This window comes from Rhodococcus sp. M8, from assembly GCF_015654185.1.
Classification (GTDB): Bacteria; Actinomycetota; Actinomycetes; order Mycobacteriales; family Mycobacteriaceae; genus Rhodococcus; species Rhodococcus aetherivorans.
In genome coordinates, this window is the sequence record NZ_CP064065.1 from 2,355,841 (window position 1) to 2,377,945 (window position 22,105).

Here is a 22,105-nt window from a genome sequence, read left to right on the forward strand (position 1 = left end):
CGCTACCGGGTCATCCGTTCGCGGGAACGGCTGCCTGCGCGGCGTCCTGCGCGGCGATGTACCCGAACACCAGGCCCTGACCGATCGTCGCCCCCGCACCCGGGTACGTGTTGCCGAACGCGTTCGCGGCGGTGTTGCCGATCGCATAGAGACCGTCGATCACACTGCCGTCCTCGCGCAGCACCCGCGCCCGCTCGTCGGCCTTCACGCCACCGCACGTGCCGAGGTCGCTCAGCGTCATCTTCACCGCGTAGAGCGGCCCTTCGGTCAGCGGCCGCAGGTTCGGGTTCGGCTCGACCGTCGGATCGCCGTAGTAGCGGTCGTATGAGCTTCCCCCACGACCGAATTCGGAGTCCGTTCCCGACGCGGCGTCGTCGTTGAACCGGCGGAAGGTCTCGGCGAACGCGTCCTCGGGTATCCCCATCGAGCGCGCCAGCTCGACCGGATCCGTGGCCCGGTGCGCGATGCCCGCCTTGTACCAGGAGCCCGGGATGGGCTGGCGCGGGAACAGCCCCGCCGCGAACAGGTAACTGTTGCGGTACTTCTGGTCGAAGACGATCCACATCGATTCGACCGGGTCGCCGGCCCGCTCGCGCTCGAGGACGACCTGACCGAACGACATGTAGTCCGAGGACTCGTTGGTGAACCGGCGGCCCGTGTGGTCCACGATGAACGACCCCGGCAGGGACCGTTCCGCCAGCATCACCAGCGGCGGCTTGCCCGGGGCCGTCGGCGCGACGGCGGGGAACCACCATGCTTGGTCCATCAGGTCGAGGCCGGCGCCCACCTCCTGGGCGACCTTGATCGCGTCGCCGGTGTTGCCTTCGGCGCCGAGACTTTCGTTGTCGGCGAGCCTGTCGGACTGGAACTTCCGTCGCATGGCCATGTCGTGGTCGAACCCGCCGGCCGCGAGGACCACACCGCGACGGGCGGTCACGGTCACCTCACGGCCGTTCTGTTCGAGGACGGCACCGGTCACCCGCTCGCCCTCGGTGACCAGCCGCACCAGCGACGTCTCGGTCCAGACGGGGATCCCGGCCCGCAGCACCCCCGCGAACAGGCCCGCGGCGATCGCCTGCCCGCCGGCGACGTACTGCCGGCCGAGCGCGAGGCCGCCCACACCCTGCGCCAGCCGCCGGAAGATGCGCGGGAATCCCTTGAGGGGGACCCGCATCATGAGGTTCAGCCACTTGTAGTCGGCACCGGTGGTGGGCATCGGCAGCCCCGCCTCCATCAGGCCGGGGCGCAACCGGCCGCGCTCGTCGCCGAGCACCGACGTGTCGAACGGCCGGCACTCACAGGTACGTCCGACGGCGGCGCCGCCCGGCTGCTCCGGGTGGTAGTCGGCGTAGCCCTTGGCCCAGAAGAACTTCATCGGCGTGGTGCGCCGGAGCATCTCGACGGTCGCGGCGCCGTGATCGACGAACGCCTCGCCGCGCTCGGCCGGCGCCGAGCCGTCGACCACCGACCGCACGTAGGTGTGGCCCCGCTCGGGGGTGTCGCCCGAACCGGCCTCGCGCAGCACCGGGTTGGCGGGCACCCAGAACGCGCCGCCGGAGCGGGCGGTGGAGCCACCCACGTACCGGGTCTTTTCCACGATCAGCGCCGACAGGCCGAGCTCGCGCGCGGTGAGCGCGGCGGCCATACCGGTGCCGGACCCGATCACCAGCAGATCCACGGTGGTGTCGTGGGCGGGGGTCACGGCCGGTGCGGGACTCGTCGCCATTGAAGTTCTCCTTCGCCTCGTTGTGCCGTGGACGCTAGGTCAGATCCGGAGCCGGCGGCACAGACGTTCCCGACCACCGGGATGTCGGCCCCCGGGGGGTCACAGCCCGGCGGCCACCCGCAGCTCACCGGCTCGCGCCGCCGTCCGGGTCCGGGCCGCGACGCGTTCGTCGTGGCGGCGGACCGAGCCGTCACGCGACGCCTCCCAGATCGCCCGTCCCGTCTGACGAAGGTGACCGATCATCTCTGCGGGACGCACGCACTCGACCGGACCCCAGATGGAGAGCGCGGTCGAGGCGAGTTCGGGTGGGCCGATCTGCACCGCGTACGACACGGATCCGGCAACGACCTCGCCTCGGTTCACCGCGACGCCCCGCTCCCGGATCTCGTGCAGCTCGCGCTCCAGCGCCTGCCGAGAGGTGATGCTGTGCGGCGTGCGAGTCGGCGTCGCCGTGAAGTCGAGAGCGGGCCGTTCGTCGTCCGGCAGGCACGCGAGCAGCATCTTCCCGCTCGCGGTCAGATGCGCAGGATGAGAGACGCCGAGGCGCCGGGACCCGGCCCAGTCCGTCCAGATGCCCTCCGTGTAGACGATGTCGGCGCCGGACAGGGTGCCCAGGTAGACGCTGGTGCCGGTCGCCCGGCTGAGCCGGTTCATGAACGGCAGCGCGACACGGTGGATCGAGTGCCGTTCCAGTGCGGCGCTGCCCAGCTCGAACAGCCGCAGGCCGACGCGGTACTCGAAGCCGTTCCGTTCCACCACGCCGAGCTCGACGAGGCGCTGCAGAAGGCGATGCACCGACGAGCGCGGAACGCCGGTTCGGTGCGCGATCTGCGCCGACGTGAGCGAGCGGGCACCGGGGAAGACACTCAGTATCGACACCACTCGATCGACGGTGGCGCTCGGTGAGTCTTCACGATTGGTCACAGGCATGCGAACCTCCCAGGACGGCACTATTTGCCTACCTGGCAGATTGTGCCACGCTGTGAAGCGCATCACAAGCCCGGTCCACCGGAACCACCTCCGGACGCACTCCGAAACACCGAGATCCCGGATGTCCACACCTGCCGGGCAGGTGCGGGCATCCGGGATCGGTTCGGAGATGCGCAGGCTCCTACGAGGGCCGCGTGAAGACGAAGTTCTCCACCACCGGCTCGCGCAGCATCGTCCAGTAGTCGACCAGCCGCCACGGGCACGGCGTGACCGGACGGCCTGCACTGTTGCGGTAGTACCCGGTCACCGCCGCGCCGGGGTGCGCCCACACGGTCCGGTCGAGCGCCTCGTCGACCCTCCGGTTGTACGCCTCGAGCGCCTCGGGCCGGACGTCCATCGCCGAATACCCCTCCTCGACGAGATACTGCAGGCACTCGACGAGGTAGTGGACGTGCTCCTCGCTGGTGATGTTGTGCCCGGCCCCGTGATTCGGTGCCGCGTTCGGCCCCGCGGTGACGAACAGATTGGGAAATCCCGACACCTGGATGCCGAGGTACGCACGTGGATCGTCGCCGTTACGCCACAGGTCCGCCAGCTTTCGTCCGTCGCGACCGGTGATGTCGATGAACGAGGCGAATTCCAGCTTGAAGCCCGTCGCGAGGACGATCACGTCGGCGGCGATGAACGTGCCGTCGGTCGTGGTGACCCCGTCGGGATGGATCCGGGCGAACGACGCCCGGTGCAGCGTGACGTTGTCGCGGTCGAGCGCGGCGAAGAAGCCGGGATCCTTGACGATCCGCTTGGCATACGGACGGAAGTCCGGGGTGAGCTTCTCCCTCAGGTCCGCACGGTCGGGGAAGGAGCGTTCGAGGTAGCGGAGCGCCGTCTGCATGACGAGATCGTTGACGGGTGACGCCGACAGATGGGTGGCCGCCCACTCCGGGTCGATGCGCGGCATCGGATACAGGTTGTCGGACGCGAGCCAGTACGCCCTGAGGCGGAACCACTGCTGGAAGTACGGCAGCTGCCGCATCGCCCACCGCTCCCCCTCTGGAACGTCATTGACCACGGCTTTCTCCGGCACGATCCAGTGCGGACTGCGCACCACCGCGTCGAGGCTCGCAACCTCGTCGACGATGCTGGGCACGACCTGCACCGCGGTGCAGCCGGTGCCGAGGACCACCACACGCTTGCCCGTCAGGTCGAGGTCGGCCGGCCACTCGGCCGTGTGCACGATCCGGCCCTCGAAGCTGTCCATCCCGTCGAACTCGGGGATGTTGGCCGCGTTGAGCATGCCGAGGGCGGTGACGACCGCACTCGCCGTGTGCCGCGTGACGGCACCGTCGGCGGAACGGGTCACCACCACCCACTTCTGATCCTCTTCGACCCAGTTCGCGGAGATCACCGCGGTGGACAACTCGATGTTGCGGTAGAGGTCGTACTTCTCGGCCACTCCACGCATGTACTCGAGGTACTCCGGGCCGCTGGGGTAGTACCGCGTCCAGTCCGGATTCAGCTCGAACGAGTAGGAGTAGTAGTGGCTCGGAGTGTCCACCGCCGCACCCGGATACGTGTTCCGCGACCACGTCCCCCCGATCTCGTCCCGCGCTTCGAACACGGTGTACCGAAATCCCGCTTCGCCGAGCTTGATCGCGGCATTCAAGCCGATCATCCCGGCGCCGACGACGATGACGTCGAAGTCGGCGGGCGGGGACGTGGTGACGGGCACCCGCCGTCGGCCGGTCTCGAATCCGGCCTGTTCCAACAGAAGGGGGACGAACTCGTCGTCGACCTCGGTCACCGTGCACAGTGCGGCCATCCGCCGGAACAGGGCCTCGTCGGGCACTGCGAGCCGCACCTTCAGGTCCTGCCCCAGCACCTGCTCCGCCCTCTCACGGATCGCCGCCGCCACCTCCGGCGGGAACTGGCCCGGCGCGAGCGCGACAGTTCCGCTCTGCACGCCGTAGTGCGTCCCCGACGCCGCGCCGGACTCGGCCCTTGCGCGCGCAAGCCGGTCCTCGAACTCGTCGACCAGCGTCACGTCACCGGTGACATGCACCATCGACATCAGCAGGGCGCCCGGGTCCGACACGGCGACGGCCGCCGCCAGATCGTCCGCCGCACACCCCTCGAGGGAACCGGCACCACCGGTCGTGTAGGTCGAGGTCATTGGAATCCTTCCGATCGAAGATCAGCGATGCTCGAAGCGAATTCGAGTGCTCGGCACGCGGTGGGACACCGAGCGGATGCGGCAAGCCAATCGCACTCCTGCGCCGAGGGACAGATCGCCGTCCGGTCAGTGGGCAGTCGATCCCGAACTCCCGACCCGGGGAGCGAACGTCCGCCGCGGGCTCAGCTGTGGGACAACACGTCCCGCGCGGGTGCCGTCACACCCATGCGGTCGAGCATCAGGCGCGGATCGGCCGGCGGCGTGAGCTCGAGCAACTGCCGGGCACGGGTCGCGGCCATCGAGGTGCACACCTCGTCGTTCGAGAACACCCAGAAATCACCCCGTGCAATAGCTTCCGTCATGTGCACCGCCGCGTCCACGGGGTCCAGGCCGGCTTCGACATTGGCGCGCTGCATCGCGGTGAACACCGCGTTCGCAGTGGGGTTCTCGGTCGGTGCGTCCCGCTGGGCGGCCAGGAATATGTGGCTGCGGATGGAGTGCGGCAGCACTGCGGACACCTGGATCGGGGCGCCGACCAGCGACAGTTCCTGATGCAGGCACTCCGTCAGCGCCAGAACGGCGTGCTTGCTGACGATGTACGGGGCCTGGACCGCGACGCTGTTGAGCCCGCCGACCGACGACAGGTTCGCAATGCACGCAGCCGTGCCGGCCTCGATCATCCGCGGGACGAACGACCGCAGGCAGTAGAAGACGCCGTCGACGTTGATGTCGAGTACCTTCCGCCACCGCTCGACGCTCACCTCCCAGAGCAGACCGGCGTTCTCGACACCCGCGTTGTTCACGAACAGCTCGACGCTGCCGAATCGGTCGAAGACGTGGCGAGCCATCGCCTCCACTGCATCCGGGTCGGTGACGTCGACGCCGTACGGCTCCGCAGATCCGCCTGCGACCACGATGTCGCCGGCCACCGCCCGTGCCCCGTCCGCGTCGATGTCGGCGATCACGACCGTCATGCCCAGCCGCGCGAGATGCCGGACGAATCCTTCTCCGATGCCGGCCGCGCCACCCGTCACCACTGCGGTGCCGGTCGAGAATCGTTCCTCTGCTGTGGACATGTCTCTCTCCTCGTGGGTGGTGTGCATTCAGGAAGCCGTCGATCGGGACGGTTCGAACACGCGGTTCAGACAGCCGACGATCCGCTCGAACAGGTCGCGCGCCGGCGGCAGCGCCGCCGTCATGGTGGCGAAACCGTGCATCATGCCGGGGTACCGATGCAGTTCCACCGGCACACCCGCCGCCTGCAGGCGCCGCGCGTACTCCTCGGTCCCGTCCCGGGTCGGGTCGATCTCGGCGGTCGCAACGAACGCGGGGGGAAGGCCACGCAGGTCGTCGGCCGTGCCGGGGCTGATGTACGGCGAATCACGCTCGGCGCGGTCGGGCACGTACATGTCCCAGAACCAGTGGCAGTCGGCGGGCGAGAGCAGCACGGTGGCGTGCTCGGGATTGGTCACTCGCATCGCCGCCGTCCCGTAGAGGGCGACCTGCGCCTCGGGCAGGGACCGCCCCGTGTCCCTCAGCTTCTGGGAAAGGCAGAAGGTCAGAGTTCCACCGGCACTTTCCCCCGCGAGTACCGCGCGGTCCACATCGGCCGACGCGAGTCCGCGGGGACGGGCCTTGATCCACTCCCACACCGTGAGGCAATCGTCCAGCGCGGCGGGATGCGGGTGCTCGGGAGCCAGCCGGTAGTCGACCGACACGACCACGACGCCGGCCGCGATGCTCAGCTTGCGTAGGTACTCGTCGTTCTGGTCCAGGTTGCCGACGGCGTAGCCACCGCTGTGCATCCACTGCACGACAGGCAGGCCGGCCTCGTCGGACGGCCGGTAGATCCGGACCGGCACCCCGCCGGACGCGGAGGGCACGACGACGTCCACCCGGTGCCGGATCGGGGTGGTCGCCGGCACAGCACCGGCCGCGAGCGCGGCCCGCAGTTCGTCGACCGGTATCTCGTGCATCGGCCGCCCGAGGCGATCGGCTGCAGCATCGACGACCTGTTGCGCTTCCGGGGAGAGGGGCATACGTCTTCTCTTTCGTGGAGGACGACGGTGCGCCGGCTGCGCACCGTCGGTTCGGTTTCCGCGGATCGGGGTGGCTCAGGAGACAGCCGCGGGGGTGTGCGCCGGGTGATCCGCGTAGCGCACGGAATCCTGGGTGTCGAGCACCACGTCGACGCGACTGAACGCGAGGCCGGCATCCGTGGCGCGGACCGCGCCGCGCACGATGCCGCTCGAGACGTTGTGCGGCTTCCCCTCGACGATCTTGGTGACGAAGATGTACGAACAGAAGGTCACCTCACCGTCGCCGGTACCGGTGACGAAGACGTTGGTGCCGTTGTGGCGCAGGGGGTAGGGGCTGTTGGCCCGATGATCCTCCTTCCACGCCATGACGTCGTCCGCGCCGCGCAGGTCGGCGCGGATGAAGTCCTCGTAGTCGGTGGTTCCCGTGTCGCTCGCGCAGCTGAACGCGATGTCCTCGGTCATCAGCGCCCGGAGCGCCCCGGGGTTCCATTCGTCGTAGTGGAACCACCAGCCCGCCACGAGCGCTGCGACGTCTCCGGGGTCGATGTTCGGATGAGGCACGGTGTCGCTCCTGTCTGTCGTCGGCGCCCGCGCCGGTCTCGTGGACTGCGACGGCCGAGCTGTACAGCCGGACGCTAGCCACGATCCGGGGCGCCGCTGAAGCAGTTGTTCCGTTCGGCGGACGCTTCGGACAATTTGTGCCGTAGATCAGGGGACACTTACGGTGCCAGTGGCGAGCAGGAAATGAGGAAACATGGCGGAGAAGCGCACGAGCAGCCTGATCGAGCGACGGTATGCGGACGTTCGGCTGGCGGTGGCGACCGCGGCGCGCGATCTCTTCCTCGAGAACCACTCGACGTCCGTCACCGTCGAGGCGATCGCACAGCGCGCGGGAGTGTCGGTACGCACCTTCTACCGGCACTTCGCTGCCAAGGAGGACGTCGTCGCGCCGCTGTTCGAGCGATCAGCGGCCAGCCTGGCCGAGCGGTTCGACGCGTCGCCCGGGGGCGACGGTGACGTCCTTCCAGAACTCGTGCACGCCCTCACCGCCGAACTGGCCGCCGGTGCCCACGAGTGGCGCGGGTTGCTGCAGGTTCTCATGGCCACGCCCGAATATCGCCTGCGATGGGAGAACACCGAGGACAATCTCGTCGACAGCCTGACCGACTTCCTATCCCGATGGTCGATCCATCGCGACGACACCTTCGTCCGCAAGGTGACTGCCCAACTCGTCCTGACCGCCTCACGCGCCGCGTACCTGGAATGGCTCTTCGGCGGCAGCGAAGCGGAGGTCGACGAGCTCCAGGCGCTCCACCTGCGTGCCCTGTCGACGATCGCGGACGGATGGCGTCCCCGGCCCTTGTAGCCGGATCAGGGTCGGTAGTCGAAGAAGCCCGGCGTATGGTCGACCCGGAGACGGGTCAGGTTCCGGTACGCGATCAACCACAGGCCGTCGACCTTGCGGTACCTCTCGTGATAGTGGCCGTAGCCGTGAAGGTGCTCCTCGACCGAGCCGTTGGTCCACCAGAGCAGGTCCTCCATCGCCCAGATGCCGGTGGCGGTCGTGTCCGAGGTCAGCCTGATTTCCGGGGTGTGGCCGTGGTGCACGCTCGTGACGGGCACAGGCCCGTCGAGGACGCCCTCGATCGCGTGCCGCAGCGCTGCGCGGCCCACCACCGCTCGCGGTCGCTGCGAAGCATCGTCTCCGACGCGTGCGCCGAACGTCTCGCTCACGACATCCTCGGTGTGCACGCTGCCGTACAGGTCCCACTGCTTCGTGTCCATCATCCGCAGGCGCGCGGCAAACACCTTCTTGATCTCTTCGATCGCCCGCACCTGTTCCACCGCGGCCTGCATCGGTACACCCGTCCCTTCGTCCACGACTTCTTCGGGAGCCGTTCGGTCCACCATCACAGCCCCGACGGGCTGATGTTCGGGTTCGCCCAGGCGGGGGGTTCGAGCGGAGGCAGCTCGTCGCGGCCGTCGAGACTCCTGACCTGGAGCTTCTCGTGCCAGGGAAAGTGCAGGCTGAAGGTCACGAGACCCGTGCGGTCCTCCGCCGGCAGTGTGCACATCGCCAGGACGGTCTCGGCGAGATACTCGACCGGTTCGGTCTCGTACCCGTCGGGGAGCAGGGCTGCAGCGCCCGGCGTCCTGATCGCCGTGGACGGCCCGACCGCATTGACCGCGATGTTGTGGTCGAGCAGTTCCGCGGCCAGCCCCTGGGTGAAGCGATGCAGAGCGGCCTTGACCGACGCGTAGACGACGTCGCCGGAGGTCTTGTTGTACTCGCGGAACGGGCGGATGGGACTCAGCCCGGTCGAGGAACCGATGTTGACGATCCAACCGGCCCCCTGCTTGCGCATGTGTGGAATTGCCGACTGCGCCAACACGAACGGTATGCGCAGGTAGTGCTCCACCGTCCGATCGAACGTAGCCATCCTCATGCTCTCGATCGGCGAGTAGTCCGCGAACCCGGCATTGTTCACCAGGATGTCGATGCCGCCGGTGGACTCGACGACGCGGTCGACCAGCGTGTCCAGTGCGTCGGCGTCCTCCAGGTTCGCCGGAATGGCCAGCGCCTCACCTCCGGCGGCCTCGATCAACTCGACCGTCTCTTCGAGCGATCCGGGGATCACCGTGGCCTCCCCGTCGCGAATCGACACCGACGGCTCGGTGCCGCGCGCAGTGACCACCAGGGTGGCGCCCTCCGCAGCGAGGCGCTGTGCGATGGCCCGGCCGATCCCCCGGCTGCTGCCCGTCACCAGCGCGGTCCTACCTGTCAACACTCCAGTCATGTACTTCCTCGTATCTCCGAAAACTCTGTGCCGTCAGCCTGAGCGGGGGACGGGTCGTCCGCAGCACCGTCGACCACTGAGTGGAACAGTCGGCCGGTCACGGTCCGCGGACCACGGCGCCCCTAGATGGTTGATTCCTTGGTTCGGGCTCAGTGGTCGTAGGCGATCAGGGATCGTTTAGCAGGGTTCCCGATGGTCCAGTTGTGCCAGATCCCGGCAGCCATCGCGAGCAGTCGCTGAGCGATGCGGGTAAACACACCCTCGACGGTGCGTCCGCCGTGTTTCTCCAGCCCGAGCTGGCCTTTGAGGGTCTGGTTCACCGACTCGATCCACTGCCGGACCCCACCCAGGTTGCCGTTGCGGTAGGTCTCGTCCTTGCGGTCCGGGCGCAGCAACCGCACACCGAGTGCGGCGGTCTCGGCAGCGAACACTTTGCCGCAGAAGCCCTTGTCGGCGAGCAGCACCTGCCCGGACCGGATCAGGTGGTGCTCGCGCGTGAGCATCGCCGCGACCACCTCGCGTTCACCGATCTTCGGGTTCGCCAGCGCCCACATGATCGGCATGCCGTCCCCGGCGCACACCAGGTACAACTTGAACCCCCAGAAGAACCGGGAGTGCGAGGCGCAGTAGCCGTAGCCGGCGTACCCGGCCAGGTCCGAACGCTTGACCGTCTCTCTCGACATGCCACACGGAACCGGGGTGGCATCGGTGATCCACAGGTCGTCGTGCCACGACGGCGACAACTGCGCGAGGACCCGAATCATGGTGGCCAACAATCCCCGTGCCGCTTTGAGTCGCTTGTGGTAACCCGGCTGGGCGGGCAGGTACGGGAACATCGCACGCAGAGCCGTGTCGGTGTGGGCGTGCCGGATCCAGCGGCGTTCGCAGTCGAACCCGAGCAACACCTGCGCGACCGCGAGGGTGAGCAGTTCGGCATCGGAGAGCCGGGGCCGCCGGCCGCGTCCGGTGCGGGCCGGCGCGACGTGGTCATCGACCAGGACATAGAGTTCGGTCAGGAGGGTTTCGAGGTCTTTCGTCACACATTGATCTTGAAACTCTCCGCCTACCTCCTCGGCCACCGCCCCACCGATCCCGTCAGCGGCCGTCCTTCAAGGAATCAACCATCTAGAAGACCGAGCCGCGGCCGTCCTCCCAGGGAACACGCGGATCGAGCATCGCCTTCTCCAACGCGTTCCGAGCGACGATGTGATCACCGGTGCTCATGATGTCGCCGAAGTTGTCCCGGATCCGTTCCACGGACAGTTCACCGTGTTCGGCCTGATGCCCCCTGCCGACGCCGACGAATACCCGGCGCATATGGTCACCCCCGACGGCGAACATCTCCCCGGTCACGGGAACGTCGTGGTGCGCGAGGAAGGCGACGGCCGGTGCTGCGGACTCCGGCGGATAGTACTTCGCCATTCCGGCGGAAATCGTCTCCCCCATCAGCCCTGTCATCCGTGCCGCCGCGGTGGGCATCACACAGTTGACCTTGATGTCCTTGTTCTCGACGGCGGCACGATAGGCGAGGTTGCGGGTGAGCCCCCACGTCGCTCCCTTGGCGGCGGGGTAGCCTGCCGAACTTCTCATCCCCAGGAAGGCCGACGAGGAGACGTTGACGATGCGGCCGTAGTTCCGTTCCCACATGTGCCGCCAGACAGCACGCGTCACGAAGAAGGTCCCTCCTGCCCCCACCATCAGGTCGGCCCGGTACTGCTCGTCGGTGTTCTGGTCGATCGGACCGCGCGATATCACGGCGCCCGCATTGTTGACGACGATGTCCACCTGTCCCCAGATGTCCATCGCCTGGGCGATGATCGCCCTGCCACCGTCTCCCGTGGCGACCGAATCGAAGTTGGCTTCCGCGACTCCTCCCGCGTCGACGATCTCCTTCGCCGTCCTCATCGCCGGTTCCCGGTCGAACCCCGTGCCGTGGATGTCCCCACCGAGATCGTTGACGAGCACCCGCGCCCCACGCTGCGCGAGGAGCACCGCATACGCCCGTCCCAAACCGTTTCCTGCCCCCGTCACCACGGCGACGCGTCCGTCGAACCTCATTGCACCCGCCACAGTTCTTCTCCCACCTGTCGATGACGATTCCCGCCGCAGCATTGCCGAGTTGCGTTACGCCACAAATGCTGTGGACCGCTCAGTGGAACCAGGCCTTGTCCCCTCATCCGAGGGGCGGCCCAATGGACCGATACAACGCCGCGGGCGACCTACGGTCGCCCCTACGACCCGAGGACGCGCATGAGCAGCGACACGCGATTCGCCTTCACCAAGATCTTCGTCGACGACGTGGCCGCGGAGGCCGCCTTCTACCGCGCGGCGTTGGGAATGACGGAGAAGGCCCGGCTGACGATCGGTGAAGGCGAGGACGCCGTCGAGGAGATCATCCTCACGACCGGCCGTGACGACGACTCGTCCCTGATCCTGTGGCGTTACGTCGAACGCCCCACGCCCGCGCCGGGCGAGGCCGTGCTCGGATTCAATGTCCCCGACGTCGAGGACACCGTGCTTGCGGTCGAGCGGGCCGGAGGGACCGTCGAAAGGCCCGTCGAGAAGATGCCGGACCTGGGCTTCGTGACGGCATTCGTGAAGGATCCGGAGGGCCACCTCCTCGAGCTCGTGCAGAACTTGTAGAAAACTGCCGGAGCGGTCCCTCGCGCCCGAGAGCGGAGTGGGATCGTGTCGACGAACCTTCGATCGGAACCGACCTCGCAGCGAGGAGGGCCACATGCCTCACACCATCCGACCGATCGCCGAAGCCACAATCACCAGGTGGGACCACGCAGCGGACGTTGTTGTCGCAGGCTATGGAATCGCCGGAGTCACCGCCGCGATCGAAGGGGCGCGTGCAGGGGCCGAGGTACTGGTCCTTGAGCGGTCCGGCGGCTGGGGTGGAGCGGCATCGATGGCGGGCAGTTTCATCTATCTCGGCGGGGGCACCCCGTTGCAGAAGGCCTGCGGATTCGACGACTCGGTCGACAACATGAAGGCCTTCATGAAGGCCGCATTCGGACCCGCGACGGACGAGGCGGAGGTCGATGCGTACTGCGAAGGCAGCGTGGAGCACTACAACTGGCTCGTCGACGCCGGTGTGCCGTTCAAGGAGGCGTTCTGGGGCGAGCCCGGCTGGGAGCCGGCGCACGACGAGGGACTGATGTGGTCGCCGTCGCCGAGATCGATCCGATCCGCGACTGGAGCGAGAGGTACGCCGCGCGGCTCGTCGCGGCCCGGGTACAGACCACCGTCACCCGCTATCCGGGGCTGACCCACGGCTTCTTCATGCAGACCGCTGTCGCGGCGCGGGCACGCCTCGCGATGGCCGAGATCGGTGCGTTGTTGGCCGCCAAGTTCGAGAACCCGGTGCGCTGGTAGGGGTCTCGAACTTGCCGGGATCGACCACGTACTCCCGGGTGGTCGACGGTTCGTGCGACCCCGATCCCGCAACGACCCAGGCCGCCCCGAACCGAAACCCGAGGCGGTCTCCTGTCCCACCGAAGTCGTTGAGCCCCAATCAACTACGCACGTCGAGCGGTGCCTCCGACGGATACCGGCTGGGTGCCATCTTGTAGAACTCGGTGAGTTGCGCAATGAACGCGGTGTCGGTCATCGGGTCGCTCGGCTCTTCGACGAGAGCCCCCTTGGATCGCATATCGTCGATCAGCATGCCGAACACCTTCTCCGACGTCAGGTCGTCGGTGTGATCCTGAAAGCGCCGGACGTCGGTGAGGTCGTCGAACAGCAACGCGGTGTAGTGGACGAGCACTCGCACGTCGGCGTCACCGAACCGACCGATCTCCTTGCTCCCGTTGCGGATCGACCATTCATCGTCGGGTGTGGCATGCAGCTCGGAGGTGATGTCCAGCCCGGGGTAGTCGCGCCGATCCTTGGGACCGTTGGCCTCGCGGCGGTGGTACATCCGGGAGTTGTCGGTCAGGAACGCGGTGTTCCAGAACGGCGCCGCGAGCCGGTGGGGGTTTTCGTCGGGCCCGTCGGGCCAGTAGGTGAAGCCGCCGTCGATGTCGGAGTTGTAGAAGTACGTGAGGACCTGCGCCGTCTTGACTTCCCACTCGTCGAAGAGACCGGATTTCGACATGATCGCGAGGAGCCAGACCGGGGTGTTGAACAATCCCATGCCGCGGAAGCTGCCGGTGTCGAAGTGTCCGGCGTCGAAGCTGTGCGAGGGGCCGCACAGATTGAAGAAAAGATCGTGCGCCATACCGTACTTCGCACCGTGCAACCCGCGGGCGGTGTCGAGAAGTTTGCGACCGAAGTAGATGTCGTGCAGTTCGGGATGGAAGACCACTCCGGCGTTGCCGAAGAAGCCGCGGAAGACCGGCGCAACGAAATCGGACAGCTGCGCATCGGGTTTGCGGTTCTTCCCTCCCGAGATCGCCAGATACTCCTCGGTGGAGGAGAAGTGATGCGCGAGGATCAGACGCCACGGTCCGTTCTCGCGGATCACCGAGAAGATCGCCGAGATTTCCTCGGGCGTGTAGAAGTTCTCGATCAGGGAAGGTGGCGCGACGGGGATCATCGGATGGCGTTCGAGCGTGGTCACACGTGACTCCTTTCTGCGGTCAAGCCTGCGCCATGACCTTGTCGATGCGTTCCTGCCAACGGTCCAACCAGTCGGGATGCGGGAAGATGTGGGTCTTGCGTGCCGCCATGCCCGCGACCACGAGCTCGGCAACTTCTGCAGCGGAGATACCTTCCTGCTCGATCGTCGTATCCACCGTCTCACGCAGCTCGGCGAGTTCGGGGTCCGCCTGTGCACGCGGCACGTGACCAGGCGGGGCGTTGCGTTCGTCGTGGCGAATCGACGTCGAGGTGTATGCCGGACACAGCACGGCGACACCGATGTGCGGGTATTCCTTGGCGAACTCGTTGGCCAACGCTTCCGACAGGGCCACCACACCGGCCTTCGACACGGTGTAGGGCTGCAGATACGGCCCGGTCAGGAACCCGGACATCGAGGCCGTGTTGACGATGTACGCCTCATCCTGCGCCGCGAGCAGCGGCAGGAAGATGTGGCAGCCGTGGACGGCGCCCCACAGGTTGACCCCGAGAGTCCAGTTCCAGGTGGCCAGGCTCGTCGTCGCGAACCGCTGGAACCCGCCCACGCCGGCGTTGTTGCACAGCACGTGGACCCCGCCGAAACGGACGACCGTCGCGTCCGCGAGAGCCTGCACCGAGTCGGGATCGGCGACATCGGTCTCCACGGCCAGCACCTCACCGAGTTCGGATAGTTCCTTTTCGGCCCGGGCGAGGTCACCGCTGTCGTTGTCGGCGACGACCACCTTCATGCCTTCCTGCAGGAAGCGGGCGGCCAAGCCGAGTCCGATACCGTTTGCACCTCCGGTGACGACGGCGACACGTCCTCGAAGTTCGTTCATCGTGTTCCTCTGTCCGTCGGTCGGGGTATCGGATGGTCAGCGCCCGGGGAAGGACCCGCCGTTGAGGTGAATGGTCTGTCCGGTGATGAATTCGCCGGCCTCGGAGCACAGCCACAGGCATGCTGCACCCACGTCCTCACCCGTGCCGAGGTGCTGCATGATGTTGCCCTGCCAAATGGCGTTGAGGACCGGGGAGACCCCCGATTCGATCGTCTCGCGCAGCTTCTCCATCAGACCGAGCGCCAGGGTGTTGACGGTGACGCCGCGCGGGCCCACCTCGGTGGCGATGTGCCGCACCGCCCCCTCGATGCCGGCCTTGCCCGCCCCGTACATCGAACCGCCCAGTCCGCGGCTCGCGACGGAACCCGATCCCGACGAGATCTGCACGACTCGACCCCATCCGCGTTCCACCATGCCGGGCAGTACGACATGCATCATGTTGAGCGAACCGTAGACGTTGATGTCGATGTACGGGCGCCACTGCTCCGGCTTCGACTCGAGGAACGGCAGCATCTGGCCGCCGATCGGCAGCCCGGCATTGTTGACCAGGATGTCGAGCGGGCCCACCTGCTGCTCGGCCGCCTTCACGGCGGTAGCGACATCCTCGTAATCGGTGATGTCGAACGGTGCCGCGATCGCCGAACCACCGTCGTCGCGGATCGCAGCAGCTCCGGATTCGGCGCGTTCGGGTATCACGTCGTTGACGACGACGGTGGCGCCGTACTCGGCCAACGTGCGTCCGATACCGAGCCCGGTGTTCTGGCCGCCGCCCGTGACGAGGGCGACCTTTCCGTTCAGGTCGAAGCTGGTTGCCATCGATGTTCCTCCGTCTGAGAATGCGACCGTCGCGCCGTGCCTGTTCGCGGCGTCGAGTGTGTGCGGGGACCCGGGCGAGTCTCGCTCGCGACCGTACTTCGAATCCTTCTGAGAGTATGCAGTATTCGATCGGATAGATGAATCGCTCGGTAGTGCATACCCGACCGAATCGGGGATTCGTCGAGTTGGCGACCCGATCACCCGCTCAGTGGAACAAAAGGTTCAGGCGCCGCCGCACGCCGTGACCTAATCGGTGCACCCGACCCAGCCCGACGCCCGTCCCCCGCAACGGTGCCGGCGTCACCGAGGAGTGTGCTGTGAAGTTCCGAACCCGACGTGCGGCAGCCGTGAGCCTCTGCGCCGCGGCTGCCCTGCTCTTGTCCGCCTGCGGCGGCGGCCATACCCCCTCGTCCGGCGAACCGGCCGGCGAACCCCAGCGTGGCGGCACTCTCGTCTACTCGTTCAACACCGAGGCGCAGTCCGTCGACCCGGCCACGTGTGCGATCGGCATCGGTGTCGGTCCGTGCCAGGCGGTGTACGGCGCGCTGCTCTACTACGACCTCGACACGCGCAAGATCCAACCCGGGATGGCGGAGTCGTTCACGACGGAGGACGGCAAGACCTGGACACTGAAGCTGCGGCCCGGCTTGGTCTTCACCGACGGCACGCCGTTCGACGCCGAAGCGGTGGCATTCAACTGGCAACGTGCCCTCGACCCCGCACTGCTCTCACCCAGCGCAGCCGTCGCCAGGACGATCGACTGGGAAGTCGTGGATCCGACGACCGTGCGCGTCACGGCGAAAAGCGTGAACTACCAACTCGATTTCGCACTGACGGAAGCCCTTGCATTCATCGCCTCCCCCACCGCGATCCGGGAGAAGGGCCCCGACTTCGGCAACAACCCGGTCGGCGCGGGACCGTTCGCGCTCACGTCGTGGGCCCGTGGTACGGAGATGATTCTCGACCGCAACCCGGGCTACTGGGATCAGCCCCGACCCTACGTCGACCGGTTGGTGGTGAAGACGATCCCCGCCGACGACCAGCGTTTCAACGCTCTTCAGGCCGGGGAGCTCGACGTCATGGCCGTCACCCTGCAGAAGTACGCCGATCGTGCCGAGAGCGCGGGCCTGAACGTCGCTCAGGCCACGATGCTCGGCGGCACCGGTGTGCGGATCAGCCATCGCGGACCGCTTTCCGACCCGGATGTGCGCACCGCGATCGCGAAGCTCGTCGACGACGAGCAGATCATGAACGCCGTCTATCCCGACGAGCCCACGGCCACCGGCTTCACTCCCGAGGACAGCCCGCTCTACGATCCCGGCTCCGCCTGGCCCGCGCAGGATGTCGAGGGTGCGCAGAAGCTCATCGACGATTACCGGGCGCGCAACGGTGGCGGTGAGATCGAACTGACCTACGTGCTGACGGCAGGAAGCCCCGTGCTGAATCAGTCCGCCGAGCTGCTGCAGGCCCAGCTCGGGCGGGTGGACGGGCTGAAGCTGAGGATCGAGCCGCTCGAGGGTGCGGCATTCGCAACTGCGTTGACGTCCGGGAACTACGACCTGATCATCAGCTCGCTCGGCGGGGCACATCCCGACAACCTCTACAAGGTGTTCCGTACCGGCGGCTCGTCCAACAACTCGGGCTACTCGAACTCCACGGTCGACGAGGCACTCGATCTGACGCACACGTCGAACGATCCGGAGACGGTGGAGAGGGCCTATAAGACCGCCATCAACGAGCTCGTCGACACCACCGCATACCGATTCTGGCGGCACGCGCGCACCAGCCTCATCACCCCGCGGGATGTCCACGGTGTCGAGGTCGCGTACCTGTACTGGTTCCGGCCCGAGCTGGCGTGGATCCAGCAGTGACCCCGCTCGGCGACTCCGGTCACGGTCGCCGGGCAAGGTAGGAGTCGGCCCCCGCTCGCCCGGGCGGAGGCCGATTTCGTTGTGATACAGAAGGTTCGTCCACGAACGGACCGGCCGCGGCCACCCGCTCAGTGGAACGAGCGGTTCTCCGTGCACAGCTCGAAGTGAACTAATCGATTCGATCGTGTCCTCGTTTCGATCCCGGCAACACCCTCTGAGGGGGCAAGTTGCCCTCGACTGCTCGACCCCGTGGATCCGGAAGGTGAATCCCTTTGATACACAGAGCTGCAGGGCGATACATCGTGAAGCTCCTCGCCGTGTTGTTGCTCGTGAGCGTGACGACGTTCCTGCTCCTGGAAATGCTCCCCGGTGACCGGCTCGCGTCCGTCCTGCCGGATGGCGCAACTCCGGAAATGCGTGCCGCCGCCGAGGAGCGGTTCGGGTTGGACGGCCCGCCCGTGCAGCGGTACTTCGAGTGGCTCGGCGGGGCGTTGCAGGGTGATCTCGGCCGGTCGATGCAGTCCCAGGTGCCGGTGACCCAGGCCATCGTCGAGCGCCTGCCCGTCACCCTCGAACTCGCCGCCGTCTCGATCCTGCTCGCGCTGCTCGTCGCGATTCCGGTCGGCATCTACTCGGGTTACCGGCCGGGTGGTGTGGTGGACCGGATCGTGACGTTCCTGTGCTCGGTCACACTGTCGATCCCCAGCTTCCTGCTCGGGGTGCTCCTCGTGTTCGTCTTCGCGGTGTCACTGCCCGCACTGCCGGTCACCGGCTGGACGCCCTTGTCCGAAGGACTCGTTCCGCACATCCGCAGTCTCGTGCTACCGGTCGTGACGCTCGCTGCCGTGGAGGCCGTCGGCTTCGTCCGGTTGCTGCGCAACGACATGGTGGCCACCCTGCAACAGGACTTCGTGCTGTCGGCGCGCGCTCGCGGGCTGTCCACCCCCCGGATTCTGCTGGTCCATGCCCTGCGTCCGTCGGCGTTCTCCCTCCTCACCGTGATGGGCGTGTCGCTCGGCCGTCTGATCGGCGGCACCGTGATCGTCGAGACGCTGTTCTCCCTGCCGGGGCTCGGCTCGTTGGTGATGACCGCAATCACCGGGCGGGACTTTCTGCTCGTCCAGGGCATCGTGCTCGTGGTCGCCGTCTCCTACGTACTGCTCAATGCCTTCGTCGACCTCGCCTACCCCCTCCTGGACCCGAGAGTGAGGACATCGTGATCCCCAGTCCGGACAAGACCACACCGGTGATGGAGGACGGACCCGACACCGTCCTCGCCCTGCCGAACGAGACCCCGGCCGTCGTGGTGCCGGCACCGGTTCCCGCCCCGATCGTGCCCGTCGCACGCCGACGACGTCGACGAGATGTCGGGGCTTTCGCCGGTGCGTGCTGGCTGGTCGTCATCTTGTCGGCCGCGGTGTTCGCCGATCTGCTGCCGCTGCCGGCGCCCGACGCGATCGGAGATCAGTACTCGCTGCCTCCGTTCCGGACCGTCGAGCACATCCTGGGCACCGATCAACTGGGCCGAGACCAGCTCAGCCGAGCGCTGCACGGAGCCCGGATATCGCTGTCCGTCGCGATCGGGGCGACGCTGCTAGCAATGGTGGCCGGCCTCGCCGCCGGCCTCGCCGCCGGCTACTTCCGCCGCGCTCTCGACGTCGTCTTCGATCTGTCGACGAATACCATCCTCGCCTTCCCGCCGCTGATCCTGCTCATCGCGCTCGTGGCACTTCGGGAACCCAGTACCGTGACGCTCGCGATCGGGCTGGGCGTGGTGGGCGCCCCGACGTTCGCACGTATCGCCCGCGCCAACACCATCGCATACGCGGATCGGGAGTTCGTGATCGCTGCGAAATCCATGGGCGCGAGCAGCTTCCGGATCATCACTCGCGAGATCCTGCCGAACGTGCTGCTGCCCGTGGTCTCCTTCGCCACCGTCGTCGCTGCCACCCTCGTCGTGGCGGAGGGCTCTCTGAGCTTCCTCGGCCTCGGCGTCCCGCCTCCGGCGCCGAGCTGGGGCGGGATGATCGCCGCCGGGCGCGAGAGCCTGTACGAGAACCCTGCACTGGTGCTCGTTCCCGGCTTGTTCTTCTTCCTCACCGTGTTCGCTCTCAATCGGGTCGGCGACTGGGCGCGCGGCCGCATCGGCCGGGAGTCGTCGCTGTGACCCTGGACGGAAAGGACATGGGTGCCGTGACTCGGGTACTGCAACGACCGCAGGACGCCGGCGTACCGACGTTGTCGGTGACCGACCTGCGGGTGTGGTTCGACTCCCCCCGCGGCATGGTTCGTGCGGTCGACGGCGTCACCCTCGACGTCGTACCCGGAAGCACCCTCGGCATCGTCGGGGAATCCGGCTCCGGGAAGTCGGTGCTGTCGCGGGCCGTGATGAACATCCTTGCACCCAGTGCCGTGGTGCAGCCGGGATCTCGCATCGAGTTCGAGGGCCGTGACGTCGCTGCGCTCGGCCGTGACGAGGCCCGCGCGTTGTGGGGCGCCCGGGTGGCGATGGTGTTCCAGGACCCGATGACGTCTCTGACTCCGGTCCTGACGATCGGCTCCCAGCTCACCGAGACGTTGCGCCGGCACCTTCCGATGAGCAGGGCCGACGCCCGCTCACGCGCCGAGGAGCTCCTCGAGTGGGTCGGCATCCCGGAACCCCGCACCCGGTTGGGTCAGTATCCGCACAATCTGTCGGGCGGCATGCGTCAACGCGTGGTGATCGCTCTGGCGCTGGCATGCTCACCCCGCCTGCTGATCGCCGACGAGCCGACGACGGCACTCGACGTGACCGTGCAGCATCAGATCCTCACGCTGCTCGAGCGTCTCCAGGGAGAACAGGACATGGCGATGATGCTGATCACGCACGATCTCGGTGTCGTCGCGGGCCGGTCCGACGAGATCGCCGTGATGTATGCGGGCCGGATCGTCGAACAGGCCCCGACCAAGGTTCTCTTCCGCGAGATGCGGCACCCCTACACCCGTGCACTGGTGGACTCCATCCCGCGGATCGCCGATCCGAGTCACACCCGGCTCCGGTCGATCCCGGGTCGTCCCCCCACCATCGTCGACCCGCCGCCCGGATGTGCGTTCGCACCGCGCTGCCCGCACGCACGGCCTCGCTGTCTTGCGGAGACCCCCACCCTGGAGACGGCGGTAACGACGAGCCACCGGCACCGATACGCCTGCTTCTACCCCGTGGGCACCCCGGACGGTGACGAGGCATGTGCGGCCAACCTGGCCGAAGGACGGACGGCGACCGGTCTGCCGGTGGACTCGAGGAGCGTGCTCTAGATGGCAGGGACAGGAACGGCGCATCTGCGCGAGTCGAATACCGAGGATCTCCTTCTGAGCGTGCGCAACCTGGTCGTGGAATACGACTTGGGCCGCACCGGGACGGTCCGGGCGGTCTCCGACGTCAGCTTCGATGTCAAGCGTGGTGAAACACTCGGAGTGGTAGGCGAATCGGGGTGCGGCAAATCGACGGTTGCGAAGGCTGTCATGCAGCTGCCCCCACCCACGTCGGGCGAGGTGCGGTTCAAAGGTGTCGACCTGGCCGCTCTGCCCCGGAAGGAACTGCGGTCCATACGCCGAACCCTGCAGATGATCTTCCAGGACCCGATCTCGTCGCTCAATCCCCTGCGGAAGGTGCGGCGCATCGTAGCTGAGGGCCTCGACGTGGCGGGCAGCCGCAGCCGCGCCGAGAAGCAGGCGATGGTCGACGACATCCTCTCCGTCGTCGGCCTCGATCCGGCCGTCGCGGGCGACCGCCGTCCCCACGAATTCTCCGGTGGTCAGTGCCAGCGCATCTCCATCGCCCGTGCGATGGTCGTGGAGCCGGAGCTGGTGATCTGCGACGAACCGGTGTCCGCACTCGACGTTTCGGTGCAGGCACAGATTCTCAATCTGCTCGAGGACATGAAGGAGCGCTACGGACTGACGCTGCTGTTCATCGCGCACGACCTCGCCGTCGTCAAGAACATCAGCGACCGGGTCATGGTCATGTATCTCGGAAAGATCTGCGAGGTCGCCACACCCCATCTGCTCTATGCCGAGCCGCTGCATCCGTACACTGCTGCCCTGCTGTCGGCCGTTCCCGAACCCGACCCCGACGTCGTTCCCACCGACGTCACCCTGTCCGGGGACCTGCCGTCGCCGATCGCACCGCCGAGCGGGTGCCGATTCCGGACACGCTGCCCGCGTGCCGAACCGGTCTGCGCCGAGCAGGAGCCTCAGATCCGCGAGGTGCGTCCGGACCACTTCGTGGCGTGCCATTTCCCGCTGTCCGGCAGTACCGGACAGCTGTCCGCAGAGCACGGCCGGGCCGGCGAAGCACCGCCGTGCCCGCAATGA

Annotated in this window: 20 protein-coding genes and 2 pseudogenes; 9 read left to right on the top strand and 13 right to left on the bottom strand. The window is 67.3% G+C overall.

The features are described from left to right. Positions 1-10 precede the first annotated feature (10 nt). From ISO16_RS10515 to ISO16_RS10540, 6 genes are all read right to left on the bottom strand, one after another. Positions 11-1,726 carry a 3-ketosteroid-delta-1-dehydrogenase gene (locus tag ISO16_RS10515; protein ID WP_072635911.1) on the bottom strand — a complete coding sequence of 572 codons (1,716 nt, stop codon included), beginning with the start codon at positions 1,724-1,726 and terminating at the stop codon, positions 11-13. A 99-nt stretch (positions 1,727-1,825) separates the two neighbouring features. Further along, complete coding sequence (locus ISO16_RS10520) at positions 1,826-2,656, bottom strand: IclR family transcriptional regulator (protein ID WP_072635912.1); 831 nt, start codon at positions 2,654-2,656, stop codon at positions 1,826-1,828. Positions 2,657-2,837: 181 nt separating this feature from the next. Next, complete coding sequence (locus tag ISO16_RS10525; protein WP_072635913.1) at positions 2,838-4,826, bottom strand: flavin-containing monooxygenase; 1,989 nt, start codon at positions 4,824-4,826, stop codon at positions 2,838-2,840. A gap of 182 nt (positions 4,827-5,008) precedes the next feature. Continuing rightward, entirely contained in the window at positions 5,009-5,902 is an 894-nt protein-coding gene (locus tag ISO16_RS10530) for an SDR family NAD(P)-dependent oxidoreductase (RefSeq protein WP_072635977.1), read from the bottom strand. Between the two features lie 27 nt (positions 5,903-5,929). Next, positions 5,930-6,865, bottom strand: a complete 936-nt coding sequence (locus tag ISO16_RS10535) for an alpha/beta hydrolase (RefSeq protein ID WP_072635914.1) — start codon at positions 6,863-6,865, stop codon at positions 5,930-5,932. Between the two features lie 75 nt (positions 6,866-6,940). Continuing rightward, the gene (locus tag ISO16_RS10540; protein ID WP_072635915.1) at positions 6,941-7,426 is read right to left on the bottom strand and encodes a nuclear transport factor 2 family protein; all 486 of its coding nucleotides are present in this window, start codon (positions 7,424-7,426) and stop codon (positions 6,941-6,943) included. Positions 7,427-7,619: 193 nt separating this feature from the next. On the opposite strand from ISO16_RS10540, the gene ISO16_RS10545 reads away from it, so the two are divergent. Continuing rightward, positions 7,620-8,231, top strand: a complete 612-nt coding sequence (locus ISO16_RS10545; protein WP_029545485.1) for a TetR/AcrR family transcriptional regulator — start codon at positions 7,620-7,622, stop codon at positions 8,229-8,231. Positions 8,232-8,236: 5 nt separating this feature from the next. Here the strand turns inward: ISO16_RS10545 and ISO16_RS10550 are convergent, their stop codons facing one another. The 4 genes from ISO16_RS10550 to ISO16_RS10565 all read right to left on the bottom strand — a co-directional run bounded on the left by ISO16_RS10550 (position 8,237) and on the right by ISO16_RS10565 (position 11,721). After that, positions 8,237-8,722 (bottom strand): nuclear transport factor 2 family protein, encoded by a 486-nt coding sequence (locus ISO16_RS10550; protein ID WP_072635916.1) that lies wholly within the window; start codon positions 8,720-8,722, stop codon positions 8,237-8,239. 53 nt (positions 8,723-8,775) lie between these two features. Continuing rightward, positions 8,776-9,663, bottom strand: coding sequence for an SDR family NAD(P)-dependent oxidoreductase (locus tag ISO16_RS10555; RefSeq protein ID WP_029545489.1), 888 nt, complete (start codon positions 9,661-9,663; stop codon positions 8,776-8,778). A 149-nt stretch (positions 9,664-9,812) separates the two neighbouring features. Continuing rightward, positions 9,813-10,703 carry an IS982 family transposase gene (locus ISO16_RS10560; RefSeq protein WP_072635917.1) on the bottom strand — a complete coding sequence of 297 codons (891 nt, stop codon included), beginning with the start codon at positions 10,701-10,703 and terminating at the stop codon, positions 9,813-9,815. Between the two features lie 85 nt (positions 10,704-10,788). Further along, positions 10,789-11,721, bottom strand: coding sequence for an SDR family NAD(P)-dependent oxidoreductase (locus ISO16_RS10565; protein ID WP_072635918.1), 933 nt, complete (start codon positions 11,719-11,721; stop codon positions 10,789-10,791). A gap of 192 nt (positions 11,722-11,913) precedes the next feature. On the opposite strand from ISO16_RS10565, the gene ISO16_RS10570 reads away from it, so the two are divergent. The 3 genes and pseudogenes from ISO16_RS10570 to ISO16_RS28650 all read left to right on the top strand — a co-directional run. Further along, positions 11,914-12,306, top strand: a complete 393-nt coding sequence (locus ISO16_RS10570) for a VOC family protein (protein WP_072635919.1) — start codon at positions 11,914-11,916, stop codon at positions 12,304-12,306. A gap of 94 nt (positions 12,307-12,400) precedes the next feature. Continuing rightward, positions 12,401-12,889, top strand: a pseudogene (locus ISO16_RS10575) (FAD-dependent oxidoreductase); the annotation flags it as partial. After that, positions 12,841-13,044 (top strand): annotated as a pseudogene (locus ISO16_RS28650) (alpha/beta hydrolase fold domain-containing protein); the annotation flags it as partial. The pseudogenes ISO16_RS10575 and ISO16_RS28650, both read left to right, overlap by 49 nt. 139 nt (positions 13,045-13,183) lie before the next feature. On the opposite strand, the gene ISO16_RS10585 reads toward ISO16_RS28650, so the two are convergent. From ISO16_RS10585 to ISO16_RS10595, 3 genes are read right to left on the bottom strand one after another with little or no spacing between them, the layout of a single operon-like run. After that, complete coding sequence (locus tag ISO16_RS10585) at positions 13,184-14,230, bottom strand: hypothetical protein (protein ID WP_083662302.1); 1,047 nt, start codon at positions 14,228-14,230, stop codon at positions 13,184-13,186. Positions 14,231-14,249: 19 nt separating this feature from the next. Beyond that, the gene (locus tag ISO16_RS10590; protein ID WP_072635921.1) at positions 14,250-15,065 is read right to left on the bottom strand and encodes an SDR family NAD(P)-dependent oxidoreductase; all 816 of its coding nucleotides are present in this window, start codon (positions 15,063-15,065) and stop codon (positions 14,250-14,252) included. A 36-nt stretch (positions 15,066-15,101) separates the two neighbouring features. Then, a complete protein-coding gene (locus ISO16_RS10595) occupies positions 15,102-15,881 on the bottom strand; it encodes an SDR family NAD(P)-dependent oxidoreductase (protein ID WP_072635922.1) in 780 nt (259 codons plus the stop codon). A gap of 317 nt (positions 15,882-16,198) precedes the next feature. On the opposite strand from ISO16_RS10595, the gene ISO16_RS10600 reads away from it, so the two are divergent. The 5 genes from ISO16_RS10600 to ISO16_RS10620 all read left to right on the top strand — a co-directional run bounded on the left by ISO16_RS10600 (position 16,199) and on the right by ISO16_RS10620 (position 22,105). After that, the gene (locus ISO16_RS10600) at positions 16,199-17,752 is read left to right on the top strand and encodes an ABC transporter substrate-binding protein (protein ID WP_072635923.1); all 1,554 of its coding nucleotides are present in this window, start codon (positions 16,199-16,201) and stop codon (positions 17,750-17,752) included. A 302-nt stretch (positions 17,753-18,054) separates the two neighbouring features. Then, positions 18,055-18,972, top strand: a complete 918-nt coding sequence (locus ISO16_RS10605) for an ABC transporter permease (RefSeq protein WP_230304510.1) — start codon at positions 18,055-18,057, stop codon at positions 18,970-18,972. Next, positions 18,969-19,919, top strand: a complete 951-nt coding sequence (locus tag ISO16_RS10610) for an ABC transporter permease (protein WP_230304511.1) — start codon at positions 18,969-18,971, stop codon at positions 19,917-19,919. Before ISO16_RS10605 ends, ISO16_RS10610 begins: the two co-directional genes overlap by 4 nt. 17 nt (positions 19,920-19,936) lie before the next feature. Continuing rightward, positions 19,937-21,046 (top strand): ABC transporter ATP-binding protein, encoded by a 1,110-nt coding sequence (locus ISO16_RS10615; protein WP_072635924.1) that lies wholly within the window; start codon positions 19,937-19,939, stop codon positions 21,044-21,046. After that, positions 21,047-22,105 carry an ABC transporter ATP-binding protein gene (locus ISO16_RS10620; protein WP_072635925.1) on the top strand — a complete coding sequence of 353 codons (1,059 nt, stop codon included), beginning with the start codon at positions 21,047-21,049 and terminating at the stop codon, positions 22,103-22,105.